Origin of the sequence: Pseudomonas sp. Pc102 (assembly GCF_018408275.1) — a bacterium.
In the GTDB taxonomy this organism is placed as follows: Bacteria; Pseudomonadota; Gammaproteobacteria; order Pseudomonadales; family Pseudomonadaceae; genus Metapseudomonas; species Metapseudomonas tohonis.
Genome location: NZ_AP021905.1, coordinates 413,804 through 429,686, shown reverse-complemented (window position 1 = coordinate 429,686; position 15,883 = coordinate 413,804). Strand labels below are relative to the sequence as shown.

Below are 15,883 nucleotides of genomic sequence, written 5' to 3'. Positions count from 1 at the left end.
GACCAACAACACAACGATTTCCATGTAACGCCAAAGGGCCGGCATGAACCGGCCCAACCTTGAATCAGCGGCACCATCGGTGCCGCACGCAACGGGGAGTCGCCCCGCCACGCTGGATCGCCCCTCCCGGTAACGATCCGCCGCGCCAGGCCGTTGAGCCTGGCGCGGATGAAGCTATACCGCCACGTCGAGGAACACCTGGTGCTGCGCCAGCACGTGTGGGCTGAACACCAGCCAGGGTTGTTCACGCTGGAACACGCCATGGATGAACGGCTGGATGGACGCTTCCAGCGGAGGCAGCTCCTCGGAGAAGGCATCCACCGGGAAATGCTGCATGCCGAAGACTTCGTCGACGATCAGGCCGGCGAATATCTCCTGGTGATCCACCACCAGCACCCGGCGCTGCTTGCGCAGGGGCGACAGCTCGCCGCCGAAGAAGCCGCACAGGTCCATGATCGGCAGCAGTCGGCCCCGCACGTTGGCCACGCCCTTGACCCAGGTCTTCACACCCGGCAACAGCGTGTGCCGCGGCTCGTGAAGCACTTCGCCGACTTCACCCATGGGCGCCACGAACAGGCGCTCGCCCATGCGGAAGCCGATGCCACTCCAGGTCTGCACGGTTTCCTGCTGCGCAGGAAGGCCCGCCGCCAGCGCACGGCAACGCTGGTCGATCTCGAGGAGAAGCTGGAAAGGGGTCTGCGCGTCCGACATGCCGGCCAGGGCCTTCTTTCTTCTAGTTATCAGCAGGCTGAGCCGGCATCAGCCGGCCAGCACCGCATTGAGGGTTTTCAGCAGGGTGTCTTCGTCGATCGGCTTGGTCAGGTAATCCTTCGCGCCCTGGCGCTTGCCCCAGACCTTGTCGGTTTCCTGATCCTTGGTGGTGACGATGATCACCGGGATGTGGCTGGTCTCGGCGTCCTTGGTCAGCTGACGCGTGGCCTGGAAGCCGTTGAGGCCGGGCATGACGATGTCCATCAGCACGGCATCGGGTTTTTCCTGGCGTGCCAGGGCTACGCCGTCGGCGCCATTCTCGGCCTTGAGTACCTGATGGCCGTGCTTCTCGAGCATGGCGGTCAGTTTGTACATCTCGGTCGGCGAGTCATCAACAATCAGAATACGAGCCATGTTTGTCCCCAATACGGAAAGGCATCACCGGCCATGGGAGGCCGGACTTCAGGAGGCTTGTTCCACCGGGGTGAAATCAGGCACGTGAGTCTTGATCGCGCCGAGCAACTCTTCCTTGCTGAAAGGCTTGGTGAGGTATTGATCGGAACCGACGATGCGACCCTTGGCCTTGTCGAACAGGCCGTCCTTGGAGGACAGCATGATCACCGGGGTGGACTTGAAAGCACTGTTGTTTTTGATCAGGGCGCAGGTCTGATAGCCATCGAGCCGCGGCATCATGATGTCGACGAAGATGATATTGGGGTGGGTGTCGGCGATCTTTGCCAGCGCGTCGAAACCGTCGACGGCCGTGATGACTTCACAACCCACCTTCTTCAGCAGAGTTTCAGCGGTGCGACGAATCGTTTTCGAATCGTCGATCACCATGACCTTCAAACCCTCGGAATGCTGTTCCATGTTCGCCCTACCATCGCCTCGGTGAGTCGTTATTTTGCTTAGTTCAGTGCGCCTGAGGCCCTGTCAGCGACGGGCTACGACCCAATCGTCGGGCCTTTTTAGCACACTCTCCGGACGCAAGCTACAAAGCGCCAGCCTCCGGGAATCCTAGTTCATACGGCGAGGTTTCCCTTGACCGCGACAACCTCCAGCGCCAACCTGAGCGCCTCGTTACCGGGCCTGGAATTCTCCAGCGCCCCTCATCTATTACCAGTCGCGGAGAACACACCCATGAGCGTTCGCCTCGGGATCGTCATGGACCCCATTGCGCACATCTCCTTCAAGAAGGACAGCTCCCTGGCCATGCTGCTGGCAGCCCAGGCCCGCGGATGGTCCCTCTACTATATGGAGCAGCAGGACCTGTACCAGAAAGCCGGCGAGGCCCGCGCCCGCATGCGGCCGCTGAAGGTGTTCGCCGATCCGCAACACTGGTACGAGCTGGAAGACGAGAGCGACGCTCCGCTGAGCAAACTGGACGTCATCCTGATGCGCAAGGACCCGCCCTTCGACAACGAGTTCGTCTATTCGACCTACCTGCTGGAACAGGCCGAACGAGCCGGCGTGCTGGTGGTGAACCGCCCGCAGAGTCTTCGCGACTGCAACGAGAAGTTCTTCGCCACCCTGTTCCCTCAACTGACCCCACCGACACTGGTCAGTCGCAGGGCTGATATTCTGCGCGAGTTTGCGAAAGAGCAGCGTGACATCATTCTCAAACCCCTTGATGGCATGGGCGGATCGATGATCTTTCGTCACCGCGAAGGGGATCCGAACCTTTCCGTCATCCTCGAGACCCTCACCCGCCATGGCGCCGAGCAGATCATGGCGCAGCGCTACCTGCCCGCGATCAAGGACGGCGACAAGCGCATCCTGATGATAGACGGTGAACCGGTGCCCTACTGCCTGGCGCGCATCCCTGCCGCCGGCGAGACCCGCGGCAACCTGGCGGCCGGCGGCCGCGGCGAGGCCCGCCCGCTGTCCGAGCGCGACCGCGAGATCGCCGCCACCGTGGGGCCCGTCTTGCGCGAGAAGGGCCTGCTGTTCGTCGGCCTGGACGTGATCGGCGACAGCCTCACCGAGATCAACGTCACCAGCCCGACCTGCATCCGCGAGATCGACGCCGCCTACGACACGCGCATCGGCGAACGCCTGATGGACGCCATCGCCAGCAAGCTCTCCGCGAACGGGCGCAAGCCCCAAGCTTGATGCAGCTAACAGCTTTGGACATGCAACTTGCAGCCTGCCGCCCCAGTTCGGCAGACTGCGCGCCATCCTGAGCAGACCCGATGTGCGATGAACGCAGCCGCTGACTTTCCCGACTTCCCGTCCTCCGGCGTGCGCCCGGCGGACCGGCTGGGTTTCACCCTGTTCCTCGCGGTCGTCCTGCACGTCGCCCTTATCCTCGGGGTCGGCTTCACCTTTGCCGACCCCAGCCAGATCAGCAAGACGCTGGAAGTCACCCTCGCCACCTTCAAGAGCGACAAGAAGCCCGAGAAGGCCGACTACCTGGCGCAGATGAACCAGCAGGGCAGCGGCACCCTGGAGCACAAGGACACGCCCAAGACCACCGAGCAGGCGCCGTTCCAGGACCAGGAGATCAACAAGGTCACGCCACCGGCCGCGCCGCAGCAGGCCGCACGCCAGGAAGCCCCCAAGGCCGCCGTCGCCACCACTGCGCCCAAGGTGCAGAAGACCCCGGTCAAGCACGAGGAAGCCAAGCCCGAGCCCGAGGCCCGCCCGGCGCCGGTATTCGACAGCACCCAGCTGTCCTCGGAGATCGCCAGCCTCGAGGCCGAGTTGTCCCAGGAGCGCCAGCTCTATGCCAAGCGCCCGCGCATCCACCGCCTCAACGCGGCCTCGACCATGCGTGACAAGGGTGCCTGGTACAAGGACGACTGGCGCAAGAAGATCGAACGCGTCGGCAACCTCAACTACCCCGAGGAAGCCCGTCGCCAGCGCCTCTACGGCAGCCTGCGCCTGCTGGTGTCGATCAACCGCGACGGCACCCTCTATGAAGTGCAGCTCCTGGAGTCATCCGGCCAGCCGGTGCTGGACCAGGCCGCCATGCGCATCGTCCGCCTCGCCGCCCCCTTCGCCCCCTTCACGGGCGATCTGGCCGATATCGACCGCCTGGAAATCATCCGCACCTGGCGCTTCGAGCGCGGCGACCGCCTGTCGAGCAACTGACAGGCCCGGGCGGGCTCACCCGCCCTTGAAGCTTGCGGCGCGAAGGTCGAAACTAGCGCCCATGAAAAGCACCGCGCCCAGCTACCTCAAGCACCATTTCCTGATCGCCATGCCGCACATGGACGATCCCAACTTCGCCCAGACCGTCACCTACCTCGTCGAACACAACGAGCAAGGCGCCATGGGCCTGGTGATCAATCGTCCCAACGGCCTCAGCCTCAGCGACGTGCTCGAACAGCTGCGCCCGGACGTCGACCCGCCCGCCCGCTGCCAGGCCCTGCCGATCTACGCCGGCGGCCCGGTGCAGACCGACCGCGGCTTCGTCCTCCATCCCAGCGGCCTGAGCTTCCAGGCCACCCTGGAACTGGGCGAACTGGCGCTCTCCACCTCCCAGGACGTGCTCTTCGCCATCGCCGATGGCCAGGGCCCGGAAAAGAGCCTGATCACCCTCGGCTACGCGGGCTGGGACGCCGGCCAGCTCGAAGCCGAGCTCGCCGACAACGCCTGGCTCACCTGCCCCGCCGACCCGGCCATCCTCTTCGACACCGCCGCCGACCAGCGCCTGGCCGCTGCCGCGGCGCGCCTCGGCGTCAACCTCAACCTGCTCACCGCCCAGGCCGGGCACGCCTGATGGCCGCCAAGCCCCTGCGCCTGCTGCTGGGTTTCGACTACGGCACCAAGCAGATCGGCGTCGCCGTCGGCCAGGCCGTCACCGGCCAGGCCCGCGAACTCTGCGTGCTCAAGGCGCAGAACGGCGTGCCGGACTGGCAGAAGGTCGAGGCCCTGCTCAAGGAATGGCAGCCGGACGCCATCGTCGTCGGCCTGCCCCTGAACATGGACGGCACCCCCAGCGACATGAGCGAGCGCGCACAGAAGTTCGCGCGGCGCCTCAACGGCCGCTTCAACCTGCCGGTCTTCACCCATGACGAACGCCTGACCACCTTCGAAGCCAAGGGCCAGCGGCTCGCCCAGGGCCAACGCGGCGGCTACCGCGAGAACCCCGTCGACGCCCTGGCCGCCGCCCTCCTGCTGGAAGGCTGGCTGGCGGAACACCCCGGACACGAATAGCGAGGAACGCCCATGACCCTGCCCAACCCGGCCGAACTGCTGCCGCAGATGGCCCGCGCGCTGAACACCCACCTGGCCGCGCGCGGCATCGCCACACCCCGTTTCATCGGCATCCGCACCGGCGGTGTCTGGGTCGCCCAGGCCCTGCTGGCGGAACTGGGCAGCGACGAGCCCCTGGGCACTCTGGACGTCTCCTTCTACCGCGACGACTTCACCCAGAACGGCCTGCACCCGCAGGTGCGCCCCTCCGAGCTGCCGTTCGAGATCGAAGGCCAGCACCTGATCCTCATCGACGACGTGCTGATGAGCGGCCGCACCGTGCGCGCCGCCATGAACGAGCTGTTCGACTACGGCCGCCCGGCCAGCGTGACCCTGGTCAGCCTGCTGGACCTGAACGCCCGCGAGCTGCCGATCCGCCCGGACGTGGTCGGCGCCACCCTGTCGCTCGCCGCCGATGAACGGGTAAAATTGCTCGGCCCCGCGCCGCTCGCCCTCGAGCGCCAGGTCCTCACCCCCGCTTCCTGAAACTCCCGACCCCCAGGGCCTGCCCCATGCCGACAGACGCCAAGCGCCCGCTGCAGCTCAACGACCAGGGCCAGCTGCGCCACTTCCTCTCGCTCGACGGCCTGCCCCGCGAGCTGCTGACGGAAATCCTCGACACCGCCGACTCCTTCCTCGAAGTCGGCGCCCGTGCCGTGAAGAAGGTCCCGCTGCTGCGCGGCAAGACCGTGTGCAACGTGTTCTTCGAGAACTCCACGCGCACCCGCACCACCTTCGAACTGGCGGCCCAGCGGCTGTCGGCGGACGTGATCACCCTCAACGTCTCCACCTCCTCCACCAGCAAGGGCGAGACGCTGTTCGACACCCTGCGCAACCTGGAGGCGATGGCCGCCGACATGTTCGTGGTGCGCCACGCCGACTCCGGCGCCGCCCACTTCATCGCCGAGCACGTGTGCCCGGACGTGGCCATCATCAACGGCGGCGACGGCCGCCACGCGCACCCGACCCAGGGCATGCTCGACATGCTCACCATCCGCCGCCACAAGGGCGGGTTCGAGAACCTCTCGGTGGCCATCGTCGGCGACATCCTGCATTCGCGCGTGGCGCGCTCGAACATGCTCGCGCTCAAGGCCCTGGGCTGCCCGGACATCCGCGTGGTCGCGCCCAAGACCCTGCTGCCCATCGGCATCGAGCAGTACGGCGTCAGCGTCTACACCGACCTGGCCGAAGGCCTCAAGGACGTCGACGTGGTGATCATGCTGCGCCTGCAACGTGAACGCATGCAGGGCGGCCTGCTGCCCAGCGAAGGCGAGTTCTACCGCCTCTACGGCCTCAGCACCCAGCGCCTGGCGCTGGCCAAGCCGGACGCCATCGTCATGCACCCCGGCCCGATCAACCGTGGCGTGGAGATCGAATCGGCGGTGGCCGACGGCGCCCACTCGGTGATCCTCAACCAGGTCACCTACGGCATCGCCATCCGCATGGCCGTGCTGTCCATGGCCATGAGCGGCCAGAACACCCAACGCCAGATCAACCAGGAAGCCGAGGTGCAGAACTGATGCGTACCCACATCATCGGCGCCCGCCTCATCGATCCCGCCAGCGGTACCGACCAGGTCACCGACCTCTACCTGGAGGCCGGCAAGGTCGCCGGCATCGGCCAGGCGCCCGCCGGCTACGAGGCCGAGCGCAGCATCGACGCCAAGGGCCTGGTCGCCGCGCCCGGCCTGGTGGACCTCAACGCCGCCCTGCGCGAGCCGGGCTACAGCCGCAAGGGCAACATCGACAGCGAGACCCGCGCCGCCGCGGCCGGTGGCGTCACCAGCCTGTGCTGCCCGCCACTGACCCGCCCGGTGCTGGACACCCCCGCCGTGGCCGAGCTGATCCTCGACCGCGCCCGCGAGGCAGGCCACACCAAGGTCTTCCCCATCGGCGCACTGAGCAAGGGCCTGGCCGGCGAACAGCTGGCCGAACTGGTGGCCCTGCGCGACACCGGCTGCGTCGCCTTCTCCAACGGCCTGGCCAGCTTCGACAGCAACCGCACCCTGCGTCGCGCCATGGAATACGCGGCCACGTTCAACCTGACCCTGGTGTTCCACGCCCAGGACGCCTCGCTTGCCGACGGCGGCATGGCCCACGAGGGCGCCACCGCCGGCTTCCTCGGCCTGGCCGGCATCCCCGAGAGCGCGGAGACCGTGGCCCTGGCCCGGGACCTGCTGCTGGTGGAGCAGAGCGGCGTGCGTGCGCACTTCAGCCAGCTCACCAGTGCCCGTGGCGCGCAGATGATCGCCGACGCCCAGGCCCGCGGCCTGCCGGTGACCGCCGACGTCGCGCTGTACCAGCTGCTGCTCACCGACGAGGCGCTGATCGACTTCTCCAGCCTCTACCACGTGCAACCGCCGCTGCGCACCCGCGCCGACCGCGACGGCCTGCGCGAAGCGGTGAAGAGCGGCGTGATCGGCGCCATCGCCAGCCACCACCAGCCCCACGAAGCCGACGCCAAGCTGGCGCCCTTCGCCGCCACCGAACCGGGCATCAGCAGCGTCGAACTGCTGCTGCCGCTGGCCCTGAGCCTGGTGGAGGACGGCCTGCTCGACCTGCCCACCCTGCTCGCCCGCCTCACCGCCGGCCCGGCCCGTGCCCTGCGCCTGCCGGTGGGCCGCCTCGCCGTGGGCGCCCCGGCCGACCTGGTGCTGTTCGACCCGGCCGCCCGCACCCGTGCCGGCGAGCAGTGGCTGTCCAGGGGCCGCAACAGCCCCTTCATCGGCCAGGACCTACCGGGCAAGGTGCGCTACACCCTGATGGACGGGCACCTGACCCACCAGGCCTGACCGCCCGAGCATGAAGAAGCCCGCCATCCGGCGGGCTTCTTCGATCCTGGCCCCTAGACCCGTGCCAGCGCCCGGGCCAGGTCGGCGCGCAGATCCTCGACATCCTCCACGCCCACCGAGAGGCGCACCAGGCTGTCGCCGATGCCCAGTTCGGCGCGGGTCTCGGCAGGGATGGTGGCGTGGGTCATGATCGCCGGATGCTCGATCAGGCTTTCCACACCCCCCAGGCTCTCGGCCAGGGCGAACAGCTCGACGGCCTCGAGGAAGCGCCGTGCACCGGCCAGGTCGGTGGCCAGCTCCAGGGAGATCATCCCGCCGAAGCCGCGCATCTGCCGCCGCGCCAGTTCGTGCTGCGGGTGGCTCCCCAGGCCCGGGTAGTGCACCCGCGCCACCTGGGGCTGGCGCTCCAGCCAGCGCGCCAGCTCCAGGGCGTTGGCGCAGTGGCGCTCCATGCGCAGGGCCAGGGTCTTGACCCCACGCAGGGTGAGGAAGGCATCGAAGGGCCCGGCGATGGCACCCACCGCGTTCTGCAGGAAGCCCAGCCGCTTGCGCAGCGCATCGGCGCGGGCAGCACCACTGACCACCGCCACCCCGCCGATCACGTCCGAGTGGCCGTTGAGGTACTTGGTGGTGGAGTGCACCACGACGTCGAAGCCCAGCTCCAGCGGGCGCTGCACCCAGGGGCTGGCGAAGGTGTTGTCGGCGACGCTGATGATGTCGCGCTCGCGGCACAGCGCGGCGATGGCCTCCAGGTCCGCCAGGCGCAGCAACGGGTTGCTCGGTGTCTCGATCAGCACCATGCGCGTGTCCTCGCGCAGGGCCGCCTCCAGGCGACCGATGTCGGTGAGGTCGGCGAAGGCGAAGCGGTGCCCGGCGCTGCGCTGGCGCACCTTGTCGAAGAGGCGGAAGGTGCCGCCGTAGAGGTCGTTGCCAGAGACGACGTGCGAACCGGCATCCAGCAGCTCCAGCACCGTGGAGATGGCCGCCAGCCCCGAGGCGAAGGCGAAGGCCTGGGCGCCGCCCTCCAGGTCCGCCACGCAGCGCTCCAGCGCCCAGCGCGTGGGGTTGTGCGAGCGCCCGTAGTCCAGGCCCTTGTGCACGCCGGGGCTCTCCTGGATGAAGGTGGAGTTGGCGTAGATCGGCGGCATGATGGCCCCGGTGGAAGGGTCCGGTGCCTGCCCGGCATGGATCACCCGGGTGGCGAAGGCGCGCCCGGCGCCCTCGTGGTCGTGGCTCATGGCAGTGTCCTTCGCAGGTGGTTGAGCAGGTCGAAACGGGTAATGAGGCCGTGGAAGCCGGCGGCATCGGCGACGATCGCCACCAGGCCGCGATCCAGCACCGCCTCCAGTTCCACCAGGCTGGCGCCCGGCGCCAGGGTCTGCGGCGCGTCGGTCATGGCATCGGCGACCGGTGCGCGAAAGCGTTCGGCGTCGGCGTGCACGCTGAGCAGGATGTCTGACTCGTCGATCACCCCCACCAGGCGCGCGCCCTCCAGCACCGGCAGTTGCGAGACATCGGCCAGGCGCATGCGCTGGAAGGCGGTGAGCAGGGTGTCGCCCGGGCTGACGCTGACCACCCGCCCCTCCTCGAAGCGCCGCGAGATCAGGTCGCGCAGGTCGCCGTAGCGCTTGCGCGCCAGCAGCCCCTGGTCGCTCATCCACTGGTCGTTGTAGACCTTCGACAGGTAGCGGGTGCCGGTGTCGCAGACGAAGCTGACCACGCGCCTGGGCGTCGTCTGCTCGCGGCAGTAGCGCAGTGCGGCGGCCAGCAGCGTGCCGGTGGAGGAGCCGCCGAGGATGCCCTCGTTGCGCAGCAGCTCGCGGGCGTGGGCGAAGCTCTCCTCGTCGCTCACGGTGTAGGCACGGCGCACGCTGGAGAGATCGGCGATGGCCGGGATGAAATCCTCGCCTATGCCTTCCACCGCCCAGGAGCCGGGCGTGCCCAGCTCGCCGCTGCGGCTGTACTCGGCGACGATCGAGCCTTGCGGGTCCGCCAGCACCATCTCCAGCGCCGGCTGCACCCGGCGGAAGTAGCGGCTGAGCCCGGTAAGGGTGCCCGCCGAGCCGACCCCGACCACGATGGCGTCGACATCCTGGCCGGTCTGCTGCCAGATCTCCGGCCCGGTGGTGCTCTCGTGGGCCAGGGGGTTGGCGGGGTTGTTGAACTGGTCGGCGAAGAAGGCGCCGGGTATCTCCGCCGCCAGGCGCGCGGCCTGGTCCTGGTAGTACTCGGGGTGGCCCTTGCCGACGTCGGAGCGGGTGATGTGCACCTCGGCCCCCATGGCCTTGAGGTGCAGCACCTTCTCGGTGGACATCTTGTCCGGCACCACCAGCACCACCCGGTAGCCCTTGGCGCGCCCCACCAGGGCCAGCCCCAGGCCGGTGTTGCCGGCGGTGGCCTCGACTATGGTGCCGCCCGGCTTCAGCCGCCCGTCGCGCTCGGCAGCGTTGATCATGGCGATGCCGACGCGGTCCTTGATCGAGCCGCCGGGGTTCTGCGATTCCAGCTTGAGGAACAGGGTGCAGGGGCCGGTATCGAACCGGCTGACCCGCACCAGCGGTGTGTTGCCGATCAGGTCCAGCACTGCGGGACGCGTCGCGCTCTGCCCAGCCATTCTCGTCTCCTCATGGGACGGCCACATCGGTTTGGACGAGGCGGTCGCACGCAGGTTCAGGGATTGCTGAACATAGACGCCGGAAGGAAGCCCCGCAAAGCGGGGCGCAGGTTCAGCGACGGGCGTTGAGCACCGAGACCTGGGTGTTCAGGGTCCAGAAGTCGTAGAGCACGCCGAGCAGGAAGAAGCCGCCGGTGAACAGGTAGAGGATGCCGGTGATCCACTTGCCCTGGTACATGCGGTGCACGCCGAAGACGCCGAGGAAGGTGAGCAGGATCCAGGCCACGGTGTAGTCGTAGGAGCCGGCGTTGAAGCGCAGCGAAGCCTCACGGTCCATGGACGGGATCAGGAACAGGTCGATGATCCAGCCGATGAAGAACAGGCCGAAGGTGAAGAACCAGATCGTGCCGCTCACCGGCTTGCCGTAGTAGAAACGGTGAGCGCCGAGGAAGCCGAAAATCCACAGCAGATAGCCGATGAACGTGCTGTGCGTGTCTGGGCGTTGCATGTCTACTCCTCAAGGTCGCGACCATCCGTCGTTGACGGACTTGCGCAGGTTGCAGGGGCGGAAAATACTGTATGCACATACAGCCATCCATAGCCCCCTCCATGGAACTCATCGACAAGCTAACCGTGCTGGCCGACGCCGCCAAGTACGACGTTTCCTGCGCCAGCAGCGCCGCCCCCAAACGCAGCTCGGCAGGCAAGGCCGGCGTCGGCGCCACCAACGGCATGGGCATCTGCCACAGCTTCACGCCCGACGGGCGCTGCGTGGCACTGCTGAAGATCCTGCTGACCAATTTCTGCCTCTACGACTGCCAGTACTGCGTCAACCGCCGCTCCAGCGACGTGCCCCGGGCGCGCTTCACCCCCGAGGAGGTGGTGACCCTGACCCTGGACTTCTACCGGCGCAACTGCATCAGCGGGCTGTTCCTCAGCTCCGGGATCATCCGCTCCTCCGACTACACCATGGAGCAACTGATCCGCGTCGCCCGCCTGCTGCGCGAGGAGCACCAGTTCCGCGGCTACATCCACCTCAAGACCATCCCCGACGCCGCGCCGGAGCTGATCGCCGAGGCCGGGCGCTACGCCGACCGCCTCAGCGTCAACATCGAGCTGCCCACCGAGGACGGCCTCACCCGCCTGGCCCCGGAGAAACGCGGCGCACCGATCCGCCGCGCCATGGGGCGCATCCGCCTGGGCGTCGAGGAGGCCAGCGCGGAGAAGCGCGCCCCGGCCTTCGCCCCCGCCGGGCAGAGCACGCAGATGATCGTCGGCGCCGACGACACCGACGACCGCACCATCCTCGACACGGCGCAGACGCTGTACGGCGCCTATCGCCTCAAGCGTGTCTACTACTCCGCCTTCAGCCCCATCCCGCAGAGCCCGAAGACCGTGCCCTTCGAGGCACCGCCGCTGCTGCGCGAGCACCGCCTGTACCAGGCCGACTTCCTCCTGCGCGGCTACGGCTTCGCGGTGAACGAGCTGATCGCCACCCCCGGCAACCTGCCGCTGGACATCGACCCCAAGCTGGCCTGGGCCCTGGCCAACCGCGCGCAGTTCCCGCTCGACCTGAATCGCGCGGAACCCGCGATGATCGCCCGCGTGCCCGGCATCGGCGTGCTCAGCGCCAACCGCCTGGTGGAGCTGCGGCGCGAGCGGCGCATCCGCTACGCCGACGTGGCCCGCCTGCGTTGCGCCATGGAAAAGGCCCGGCCCTTCATCGTCACCCAGGACTACCGCCCCCGCGACGCCACCCTGGAGTCCGCCGTGCTGCGCCAGCGCCTGGGCGATGCGCCTGCACGGCAGATGGCGCTCTGGTGATGCGCGCCATCCGCTTCGACGGCAGCTTCGCCGGCTGGCGCGAGCAGGCCCGGCAGTTGCTGCTCGAAGGCGTGGAGCCCCAGGCCGTCGACTGGACGCCCGGGTTGTTCGACGGCACCGAGCCGATGCCCGCTCCCGCCGGTACCGCCACGGTGTCCATTCCCCGCGAGCTGCCGGGGTTGCTGGCCGATGCCGCGCGCTTTCGCGCGGGCGACCGTTGGGCATTGCTCTACCAGGTGCTCTGGCGCGTGGCCCAGGGGGATCGCAGCGCCATGCTGGCCGGCGACCGCGACGGCTCGGAGTTGCAGCGGCGGATCAAGGCGGTGCGCCGCGAAGCCCACCACATGCACGCCTTCCTGCGCTTCCGCCCGGGTGACAAGGCACGGGGCGCACCGGACTACCTGGCCTGGCACGAACCGGCCCACGACGTGCTGGACCTGGGCGCCGAACACTTCGTGCCGCGCATGGGCCGCCACAGCTGGCTGATCGGCACCCCCGAGGGGCTGGCGCATTTCGATGGCGAACGGCTGGTCTACCAGTCGCCCTGCCCGCCCGGGCTGCGCGAGGCCATCGAAGGCCACGACGACCCGAGCGAGGCACTATGGACGGCCTACTACCGCAGCACCTTCAACCCCGCCCGGCTGAATCCCGAAGTGATGCGCAGCCATATGCCGGCGCGCTTCTGGAAGCACCTGGCCGAAGGCCCGCTGATTCCGCAACTGGTGGCTGATGCGCGCAGCGGCCGGCAGCGCCTGGCACAGGCCCCCGAGGTCGGCGCCCGGCAGGGCAAGGAGGTGTTGATCGCCAGCGATGCCGCGCAGCCGGAACGGGCGGCCGACACGAACCTGGACCAGTGCCGGCGTTGCGATATCTGGCGCAACGCCACCTGCGCGGTACCGGGCGAGGGGCCGGCGCAGGCGCGGATCATGCTGGTGGGCGAACAACCCGGCGACCAGGAGGACCTGGCCGGGCGCCCCTTCATCGGCCCCGCAGGGCAGGTGCTGCAACGCGCCCTGGCCGAAGCCGGGCTGTCACGGCAGGACCTCTACCTGACCAACGCGGTGAAGCACTTCAAGTGGGAGCCGCGGGGCGGTGCGCTGGGCCGGTCGGCGACCCGCTGGCACGCCACGCCCAAGCCGGCGGAGATCCGCGCCTGCCATCACTGGCTGGCCCAGGAGCTGGACGAACGGCAACCGCAGTGGGTGGTGGCGCTGGGGCGCACCGCCCTGGCCTCGCTGCTGGGCCTGCACGACCCACAGCGCGTACGCCTGGCGGACTTCGTCGGCAGGCCGCTGCGCCATGGAGACCGGTGGATAGTGGTGGCGCCGCACCCTGCGGCGGTGCTGCGCAGCCGCGAGGGCGGCCAGCAGCTGTACGAGGAGTTGGTGAACGCCCTGCGGCAGGCGCGGCAGGGCGATGGGCCGGTCAGCGGAAGCGACGGCCCGGGTCTTCCTCCGATACTTCCAGCGACAGGCCACCGCTCATGCTCGTGAGGTGGTCGCCGTCGGTCTCGGAACCGAGCTTGATCATCAGGCGCAGGTCGTTCGCCGAGTCGGCGTAGAGCAGTGCGTCTTCGTAGGTGATCTCGCCCTGGGAGTAGAGGGTGTACAACGCCTGGTCGAAGGTCTGCATACCCTGCTCGGTGGAACGCTTCATCAGCGGCTTGAGCTCGTGGACCTCGCCCTTGCGGATCAGGTCGGCGGCCAGCGGGGTGTTGATCAGCACCTCGATCACCGCGCGGCGGCCCTTGCCGTCCGGGGTCGGCACCAGTTGCTGGGCGACGATGGCCTTGAGGTTGAGGGACAGGTCCATCCACACCTGCTGCTGCCGGTCGGCGGGGAAGAAGTTGATGATCCGGTCCAGCGCCTGGTTGGCGTTGTTGGCGTGCAGGGTGGCCAGGCACAGGTGGCCGGTCTCGGCGAAGGCCACGGCGTGGTCCATGGTCTCGCGGGTCCGCACCTCGCCGATGAGGATCACGTCCGGCGCCTGGCGCAGGGTGTTCTTCAGCGCCACCTCGAAGGACTCGGTGTCGATGCCCACCTCGCGCTGGGTGACGATGCAGTTCTGGTGCTGGTGGATGTATTCGATCGGGTCTTCGATGGAGATGATGTGGCCGCTGCTGTTCTTGTTGCGGTAGCCGATCATCGCCGCCAGCGAGGTGGACTTGCCGGTGCCGGTGGCGCCGACGAACAGCACCAGGCCACGCTTGGTCAGCGCCAGCTTCTTGAGGATCTCCGGCAGCTTGAGGTCATCCAGGGTGGGGATGTTGGTCTCGATGCGGCGCAGCACCATGCCCACCAGGTTGCGCTGGTAGAAGGCACTGACGCGGAAACGACCGATGCCCCGGGCGCTGATGGCGAAGTTGCACTCGTGGTTCTCGGCGAAGTCGCGGCGCTGCTGCTCGTTCATCACCGCGAGGACGGTCTCGCGGGTCTGCTCCGGGGACATGGCGTTCTTGGTCACGGGCATGATCTTGCCGTTGACCTTCATCGACGGGGGGACGCCGGCGGTGATGAACAGGTCGGAGCCGCCCTTCTCGACCATCAGGCGCAACAGTTTCTCGAATTCCATGGTCTTTCTCGCAGTGAACGTGCCGGTCGCCTGGGGCGACGCCGAAAGCCCCGATGACCGGGGTTGCCGTCGCGGCGCGGGGCCGCGCTACGGCGAAACGGGCGCCCCGACCGGGGTACCCGCCGCTGGTTAGAAGTTTTCCGGGCTCTTGGCCTTCTCGCGAGCGCTTTCGCGGCTCACCAGGCCCTTGGCCACCAGCCCCTTGAGGCAGCTGTCCAGGGTCTGCATGCCGAGGCCACCGCCGGTCTGGATGGCGGAATACATCTGCGCCACCTTGTCCTCGCGGATCAGGTTACGGATGGCCGGGGTGCCGATCATGATTTCATGGGCCGCCACGCGACCGCCGCCGATCTTCTTCAGCAGGGTCTGGGAAATGACCGACTGGAGGGATTCGGAAAGCATCGAGCGGACCATCGACTTCTCCTCGGCCGGGAACACGTCGACCACCCGGTCGATGGTCTTGGCGGCGGAGGTGGTGTGCAGGGTGCCGAACACCAGGTGGCCGGTTTCCGCGGCGGTCAGCGCCAGGCGGATGGTCTCCAGGTCGCGCATCTCGCCCACCAGGATGATGTCCGGGTCTTCCCGCAGGGCCGAGCGCAGGGCTTCGTTGAAGCCGAGGGTGTCGCGGTGCACCTCGCGCTGGTTGATCAGGCACTTCTTCGATTCGTGGACGAATTCGATGGGGTCCTCGACCGTGAGGATGTGGTGGTACTTGGTGCCGTTGAGGTAGTCGAGCATCGCCGCCAGGGTGGTGGACTTGCCCGAACCGGTCGGCCCGGTCACCAGCACCAGCCCGCGCGGCACGTCGGAGATCTTCTTGAAGATCTCGCCCATGCCCAGGTCCTCCATGCTCAGTACCTTCGAGGGAATGGTACGGAACACGGCGCCGGCGCCACGGTTCTGGTTGAAGGCGTTGACCCGGAAACGCGCCACGCCAGGGACTTCGAAGGAGAAGTCGGTCTCGAGGAACTCCTCGTAGTCCTTGCGCTGCTTGTCATTCATGATGTCGTAGATCAGCGCGTGCACCTGCTTGTGGTCCATGGCCGGCAGGTTGATGCGGCGCACGTCACCATCGACGCGGATCATCGGCGGCAGGCCGGCAGAGAGATGCAGGTCGGATGCGCCCTGCTTCGCGCTGAAGGCGAGCAGCTCAGTAATATCCATGGGACTCC

The 15,883-nt window shown here is 67.9% G+C and carries 17 protein-coding genes; 9 read left to right on the top strand and 8 right to left on the bottom strand.

Going from position 1 to position 15,883, the window contains the following annotated elements; genetic code table 11:
- Nucleotides 1-174 precede the first annotated feature (174 nt).
- Genes PHLH3_RS02105 through pilG form a run of 3 tightly spaced genes read right to left on the bottom strand, consistent with a single transcriptional unit; the run spans nt 175 to nt 1,581 of the window.
- A complete protein-coding gene (locus tag PHLH3_RS02105) occupies nt 175-711 on the bottom strand; it encodes a chemotaxis protein CheW (RefSeq protein ID WP_173175050.1) in 537 nt (178 codons plus the stop codon).
- A 48-nt stretch (nt 712-759) separates the two neighbouring features.
- The gene (pilH, locus tag PHLH3_RS02100) at nt 760-1,125 is read right to left on the bottom strand and encodes a twitching motility response regulator PilH (protein WP_003458790.1); all 366 of its coding nucleotides are present in this window, start codon (nt 1,123-1,125) and stop codon (nt 760-762) included.
- A 48-nt stretch (nt 1,126-1,173) separates the two neighbouring features.
- Nucleotides 1,174-1,581, bottom strand: a complete 408-nt coding sequence (pilG, locus tag PHLH3_RS02095; protein ID WP_021218373.1) for a twitching motility response regulator PilG — start codon at nt 1,579-1,581, stop codon at nt 1,174-1,176.
- Between the two features lie 270 nt (nt 1,582-1,851).
- On the opposite strand from pilG, the gene gshB reads away from it, so the two are divergent.
- The 7 genes from gshB (at nt 1,852) to PHLH3_RS02060 (ending at nt 7,702) form a co-directional block, all read left to right on the top strand.
- Nucleotides 1,852-2,823 carry a glutathione synthase gene (gene gshB / locus PHLH3_RS02090; RefSeq protein ID WP_213627950.1) on the top strand — a complete coding sequence of 324 codons (972 nt, stop codon included), beginning with the start codon at nt 1,852-1,854 and terminating at the stop codon, nt 2,821-2,823.
- Nucleotides 2,824-2,910: 87 nt separating this feature from the next.
- Nucleotides 2,911-3,804 carry an energy transducer TonB gene (locus PHLH3_RS02085; RefSeq protein WP_213627948.1) on the top strand — a complete coding sequence of 298 codons (894 nt, stop codon included), beginning with the start codon at nt 2,911-2,913 and terminating at the stop codon, nt 3,802-3,804.
- A 61-nt stretch (nt 3,805-3,865) separates the two neighbouring features.
- Entirely contained in the window at nt 3,866-4,435 is a 570-nt protein-coding gene (locus PHLH3_RS02080; protein WP_173175056.1) for a YqgE/AlgH family protein, read from the top strand.
- The gene (ruvX, locus tag PHLH3_RS02075; protein WP_213630385.1) at nt 4,432-4,872 is read left to right on the top strand and encodes a Holliday junction resolvase RuvX; all 441 of its coding nucleotides are present in this window, start codon (nt 4,432-4,434) and stop codon (nt 4,870-4,872) included. The genes PHLH3_RS02080 and ruvX overlap by 4 nt, the downstream gene beginning before the upstream one ends.
- Nucleotides 4,873-4,884: 12 nt before the next feature.
- Nucleotides 4,885-5,397, top strand: coding sequence for a bifunctional pyr operon transcriptional regulator/uracil phosphoribosyltransferase PyrR (gene pyrR, locus PHLH3_RS02070; protein ID WP_213627946.1), 513 nt, complete (start codon nt 4,885-4,887; stop codon nt 5,395-5,397).
- 26 nt (nt 5,398-5,423) lie between these two features.
- Entirely contained in the window at nt 5,424-6,431 is a 1,008-nt protein-coding gene (locus PHLH3_RS02065) for an aspartate carbamoyltransferase catalytic subunit (protein ID WP_173175060.1), read from the top strand.
- Nucleotides 6,431-7,702 (top strand): dihydroorotase, encoded by a 1,272-nt coding sequence (locus PHLH3_RS02060; protein ID WP_213627944.1) that lies wholly within the window; start codon nt 6,431-6,433, stop codon nt 7,700-7,702. Before PHLH3_RS02065 ends, PHLH3_RS02060 begins: the two co-directional genes overlap by 1 nt.
- Nucleotides 7,703-7,755: 53 nt before the next feature.
- Here the strand turns inward: PHLH3_RS02060 and PHLH3_RS02055 are convergent, their stop codons facing one another.
- From PHLH3_RS02055 to PHLH3_RS02045, 3 genes are all read right to left on the bottom strand, one after another.
- The gene (locus tag PHLH3_RS02055; protein ID WP_213627942.1) at nt 7,756-8,940 is read right to left on the bottom strand and encodes a PLP-dependent aspartate aminotransferase family protein; all 1,185 of its coding nucleotides are present in this window, start codon (nt 8,938-8,940) and stop codon (nt 7,756-7,758) included.
- Nucleotides 8,937-10,316 carry a pyridoxal-phosphate dependent enzyme gene (locus tag PHLH3_RS02050; RefSeq protein ID WP_213627940.1) on the bottom strand — a complete coding sequence of 460 codons (1,380 nt, stop codon included), beginning with the start codon at nt 10,314-10,316 and terminating at the stop codon, nt 8,937-8,939. Before PHLH3_RS02050 ends, PHLH3_RS02055 begins: the two co-directional genes overlap by 4 nt.
- A 112-nt stretch (nt 10,317-10,428) precedes the next feature.
- On the bottom strand, nt 10,429-10,824 hold the full coding sequence (locus PHLH3_RS02045) for a TM2 domain-containing protein (protein WP_173175068.1): 396 nt from the start codon (nt 10,822-10,824) through the stop codon (nt 10,429-10,431).
- Between the two features lie 101 nt (nt 10,825-10,925).
- Here PHLH3_RS02045 and PHLH3_RS02040 point away from each other — a divergent pair, with 101 nt between their 5' ends.
- Both PHLH3_RS02040 and PHLH3_RS02035 read left to right on the top strand, forming a co-directional pair.
- The gene (locus PHLH3_RS02040; protein ID WP_213627938.1) at nt 10,926-12,140 is read left to right on the top strand and encodes a putative DNA modification/repair radical SAM protein; all 1,215 of its coding nucleotides are present in this window, start codon (nt 10,926-10,928) and stop codon (nt 12,138-12,140) included.
- A complete protein-coding gene (locus tag PHLH3_RS02035) occupies nt 12,140-13,633 on the top strand; it encodes a UdgX family uracil-DNA binding protein (protein WP_213627936.1) in 1,494 nt (497 codons plus the stop codon). Before PHLH3_RS02040 ends, PHLH3_RS02035 begins: the two co-directional genes overlap by 1 nt.
- Here the strand turns inward: PHLH3_RS02035 and PHLH3_RS02030 are convergent.
- Nucleotides 13,566-14,711, bottom strand: coding sequence for a PilT/PilU family type 4a pilus ATPase (locus PHLH3_RS02030; protein ID WP_111262597.1), 1,146 nt, complete (start codon nt 14,709-14,711; stop codon nt 13,566-13,568). The genes PHLH3_RS02035 and PHLH3_RS02030 overlap by 68 nt on opposite strands.
- Nucleotides 14,712-14,840: 129 nt before the next feature.
- Nucleotides 14,841-15,875, bottom strand: a complete 1,035-nt coding sequence (pilT, locus tag PHLH3_RS02025; protein ID WP_111262598.1) for a type IV pilus twitching motility protein PilT — start codon at nt 15,873-15,875, stop codon at nt 14,841-14,843.
- Nucleotides 15,876-15,883 lie beyond the last annotated feature (8 nt).

What these genes read in the sequence shown, in the direction of transcription:
- pilG (WP_021218373.1), bottom strand. Translation starts at nt 1,581, where the DNA reads ATGGAACAGCATTCCGAGGGTTTGAAGGTCATGGTGATCGACGATTCG.
- PHLH3_RS02055 (WP_213627942.1), bottom strand. Translation starts at nt 8,940, where the DNA reads ATGAGCCACGACCACGAGGGCGCCGGGCGCGCCTTCGCCACCCGGGTG.
- PHLH3_RS02060 (WP_213627944.1), top strand. Translation starts at nt 6,431, where the DNA reads ATGCGTACCCACATCATCGGCGCCCGCCTCATCGATCCCGCCAGCGGT.
- PHLH3_RS02080 (WP_173175056.1), top strand. Translation starts at nt 3,866, where the DNA reads ATGAAAAGCACCGCGCCCAGCTACCTCAAGCACCATTTCCTGATCGCC.
- PHLH3_RS02050 (WP_213627940.1), bottom strand. Translation starts at nt 10,316, where the DNA reads ATGGCTGGGCAGAGCGCGACGCGTCCCGCAGTGCTGGACCTGATCGGC.
- PHLH3_RS02085 (WP_213627948.1), top strand. Translation starts at nt 2,911, where the DNA reads ATGAACGCAGCCGCTGACTTTCCCGACTTCCCGTCCTCCGGCGTGCGC.
- pilH (WP_003458790.1), bottom strand. Translation starts at nt 1,125, where the DNA reads ATGGCTCGTATTCTGATTGTTGATGACTCGCCGACCGAGATGTACAAA.
- PHLH3_RS02035 (WP_213627936.1), top strand. Translation starts at nt 12,140, where the DNA reads ATGCGCGCCATCCGCTTCGACGGCAGCTTCGCCGGCTGGCGCGAGCAG.
- PHLH3_RS02030 (WP_111262597.1), bottom strand. Translation starts at nt 14,711, where the DNA reads ATGGAATTCGAGAAACTGTTGCGCCTGATGGTCGAGAAGGGCGGCTCC.
- PHLH3_RS02040 (WP_213627938.1), top strand. Translation starts at nt 10,926, where the DNA reads ATGGAACTCATCGACAAGCTAACCGTGCTGGCCGACGCCGCCAAGTAC.
- pyrR (WP_213627946.1), top strand. Translation starts at nt 4,885, where the DNA reads ATGACCCTGCCCAACCCGGCCGAACTGCTGCCGCAGATGGCCCGCGCG.
- gshB (WP_213627950.1), top strand. Translation starts at nt 1,852, where the DNA reads ATGAGCGTTCGCCTCGGGATCGTCATGGACCCCATTGCGCACATCTCC.
- PHLH3_RS02065 (WP_173175060.1), top strand. Translation starts at nt 5,424, where the DNA reads ATGCCGACAGACGCCAAGCGCCCGCTGCAGCTCAACGACCAGGGCCAG.
- pilT (WP_111262598.1), bottom strand. Translation starts at nt 15,875, where the DNA reads ATGGATATTACTGAGCTGCTCGCCTTCAGCGCGAAGCAGGGCGCATCC.
- PHLH3_RS02105 (WP_173175050.1), bottom strand. Translation starts at nt 711, where the DNA reads ATGTCGGACGCGCAGACCCCTTTCCAGCTTCTCCTCGAGATCGACCAG.
- PHLH3_RS02045 (WP_173175068.1), bottom strand. Translation starts at nt 10,824, where the DNA reads ATGCAACGCCCAGACACGCACAGCACGTTCATCGGCTATCTGCTGTGG.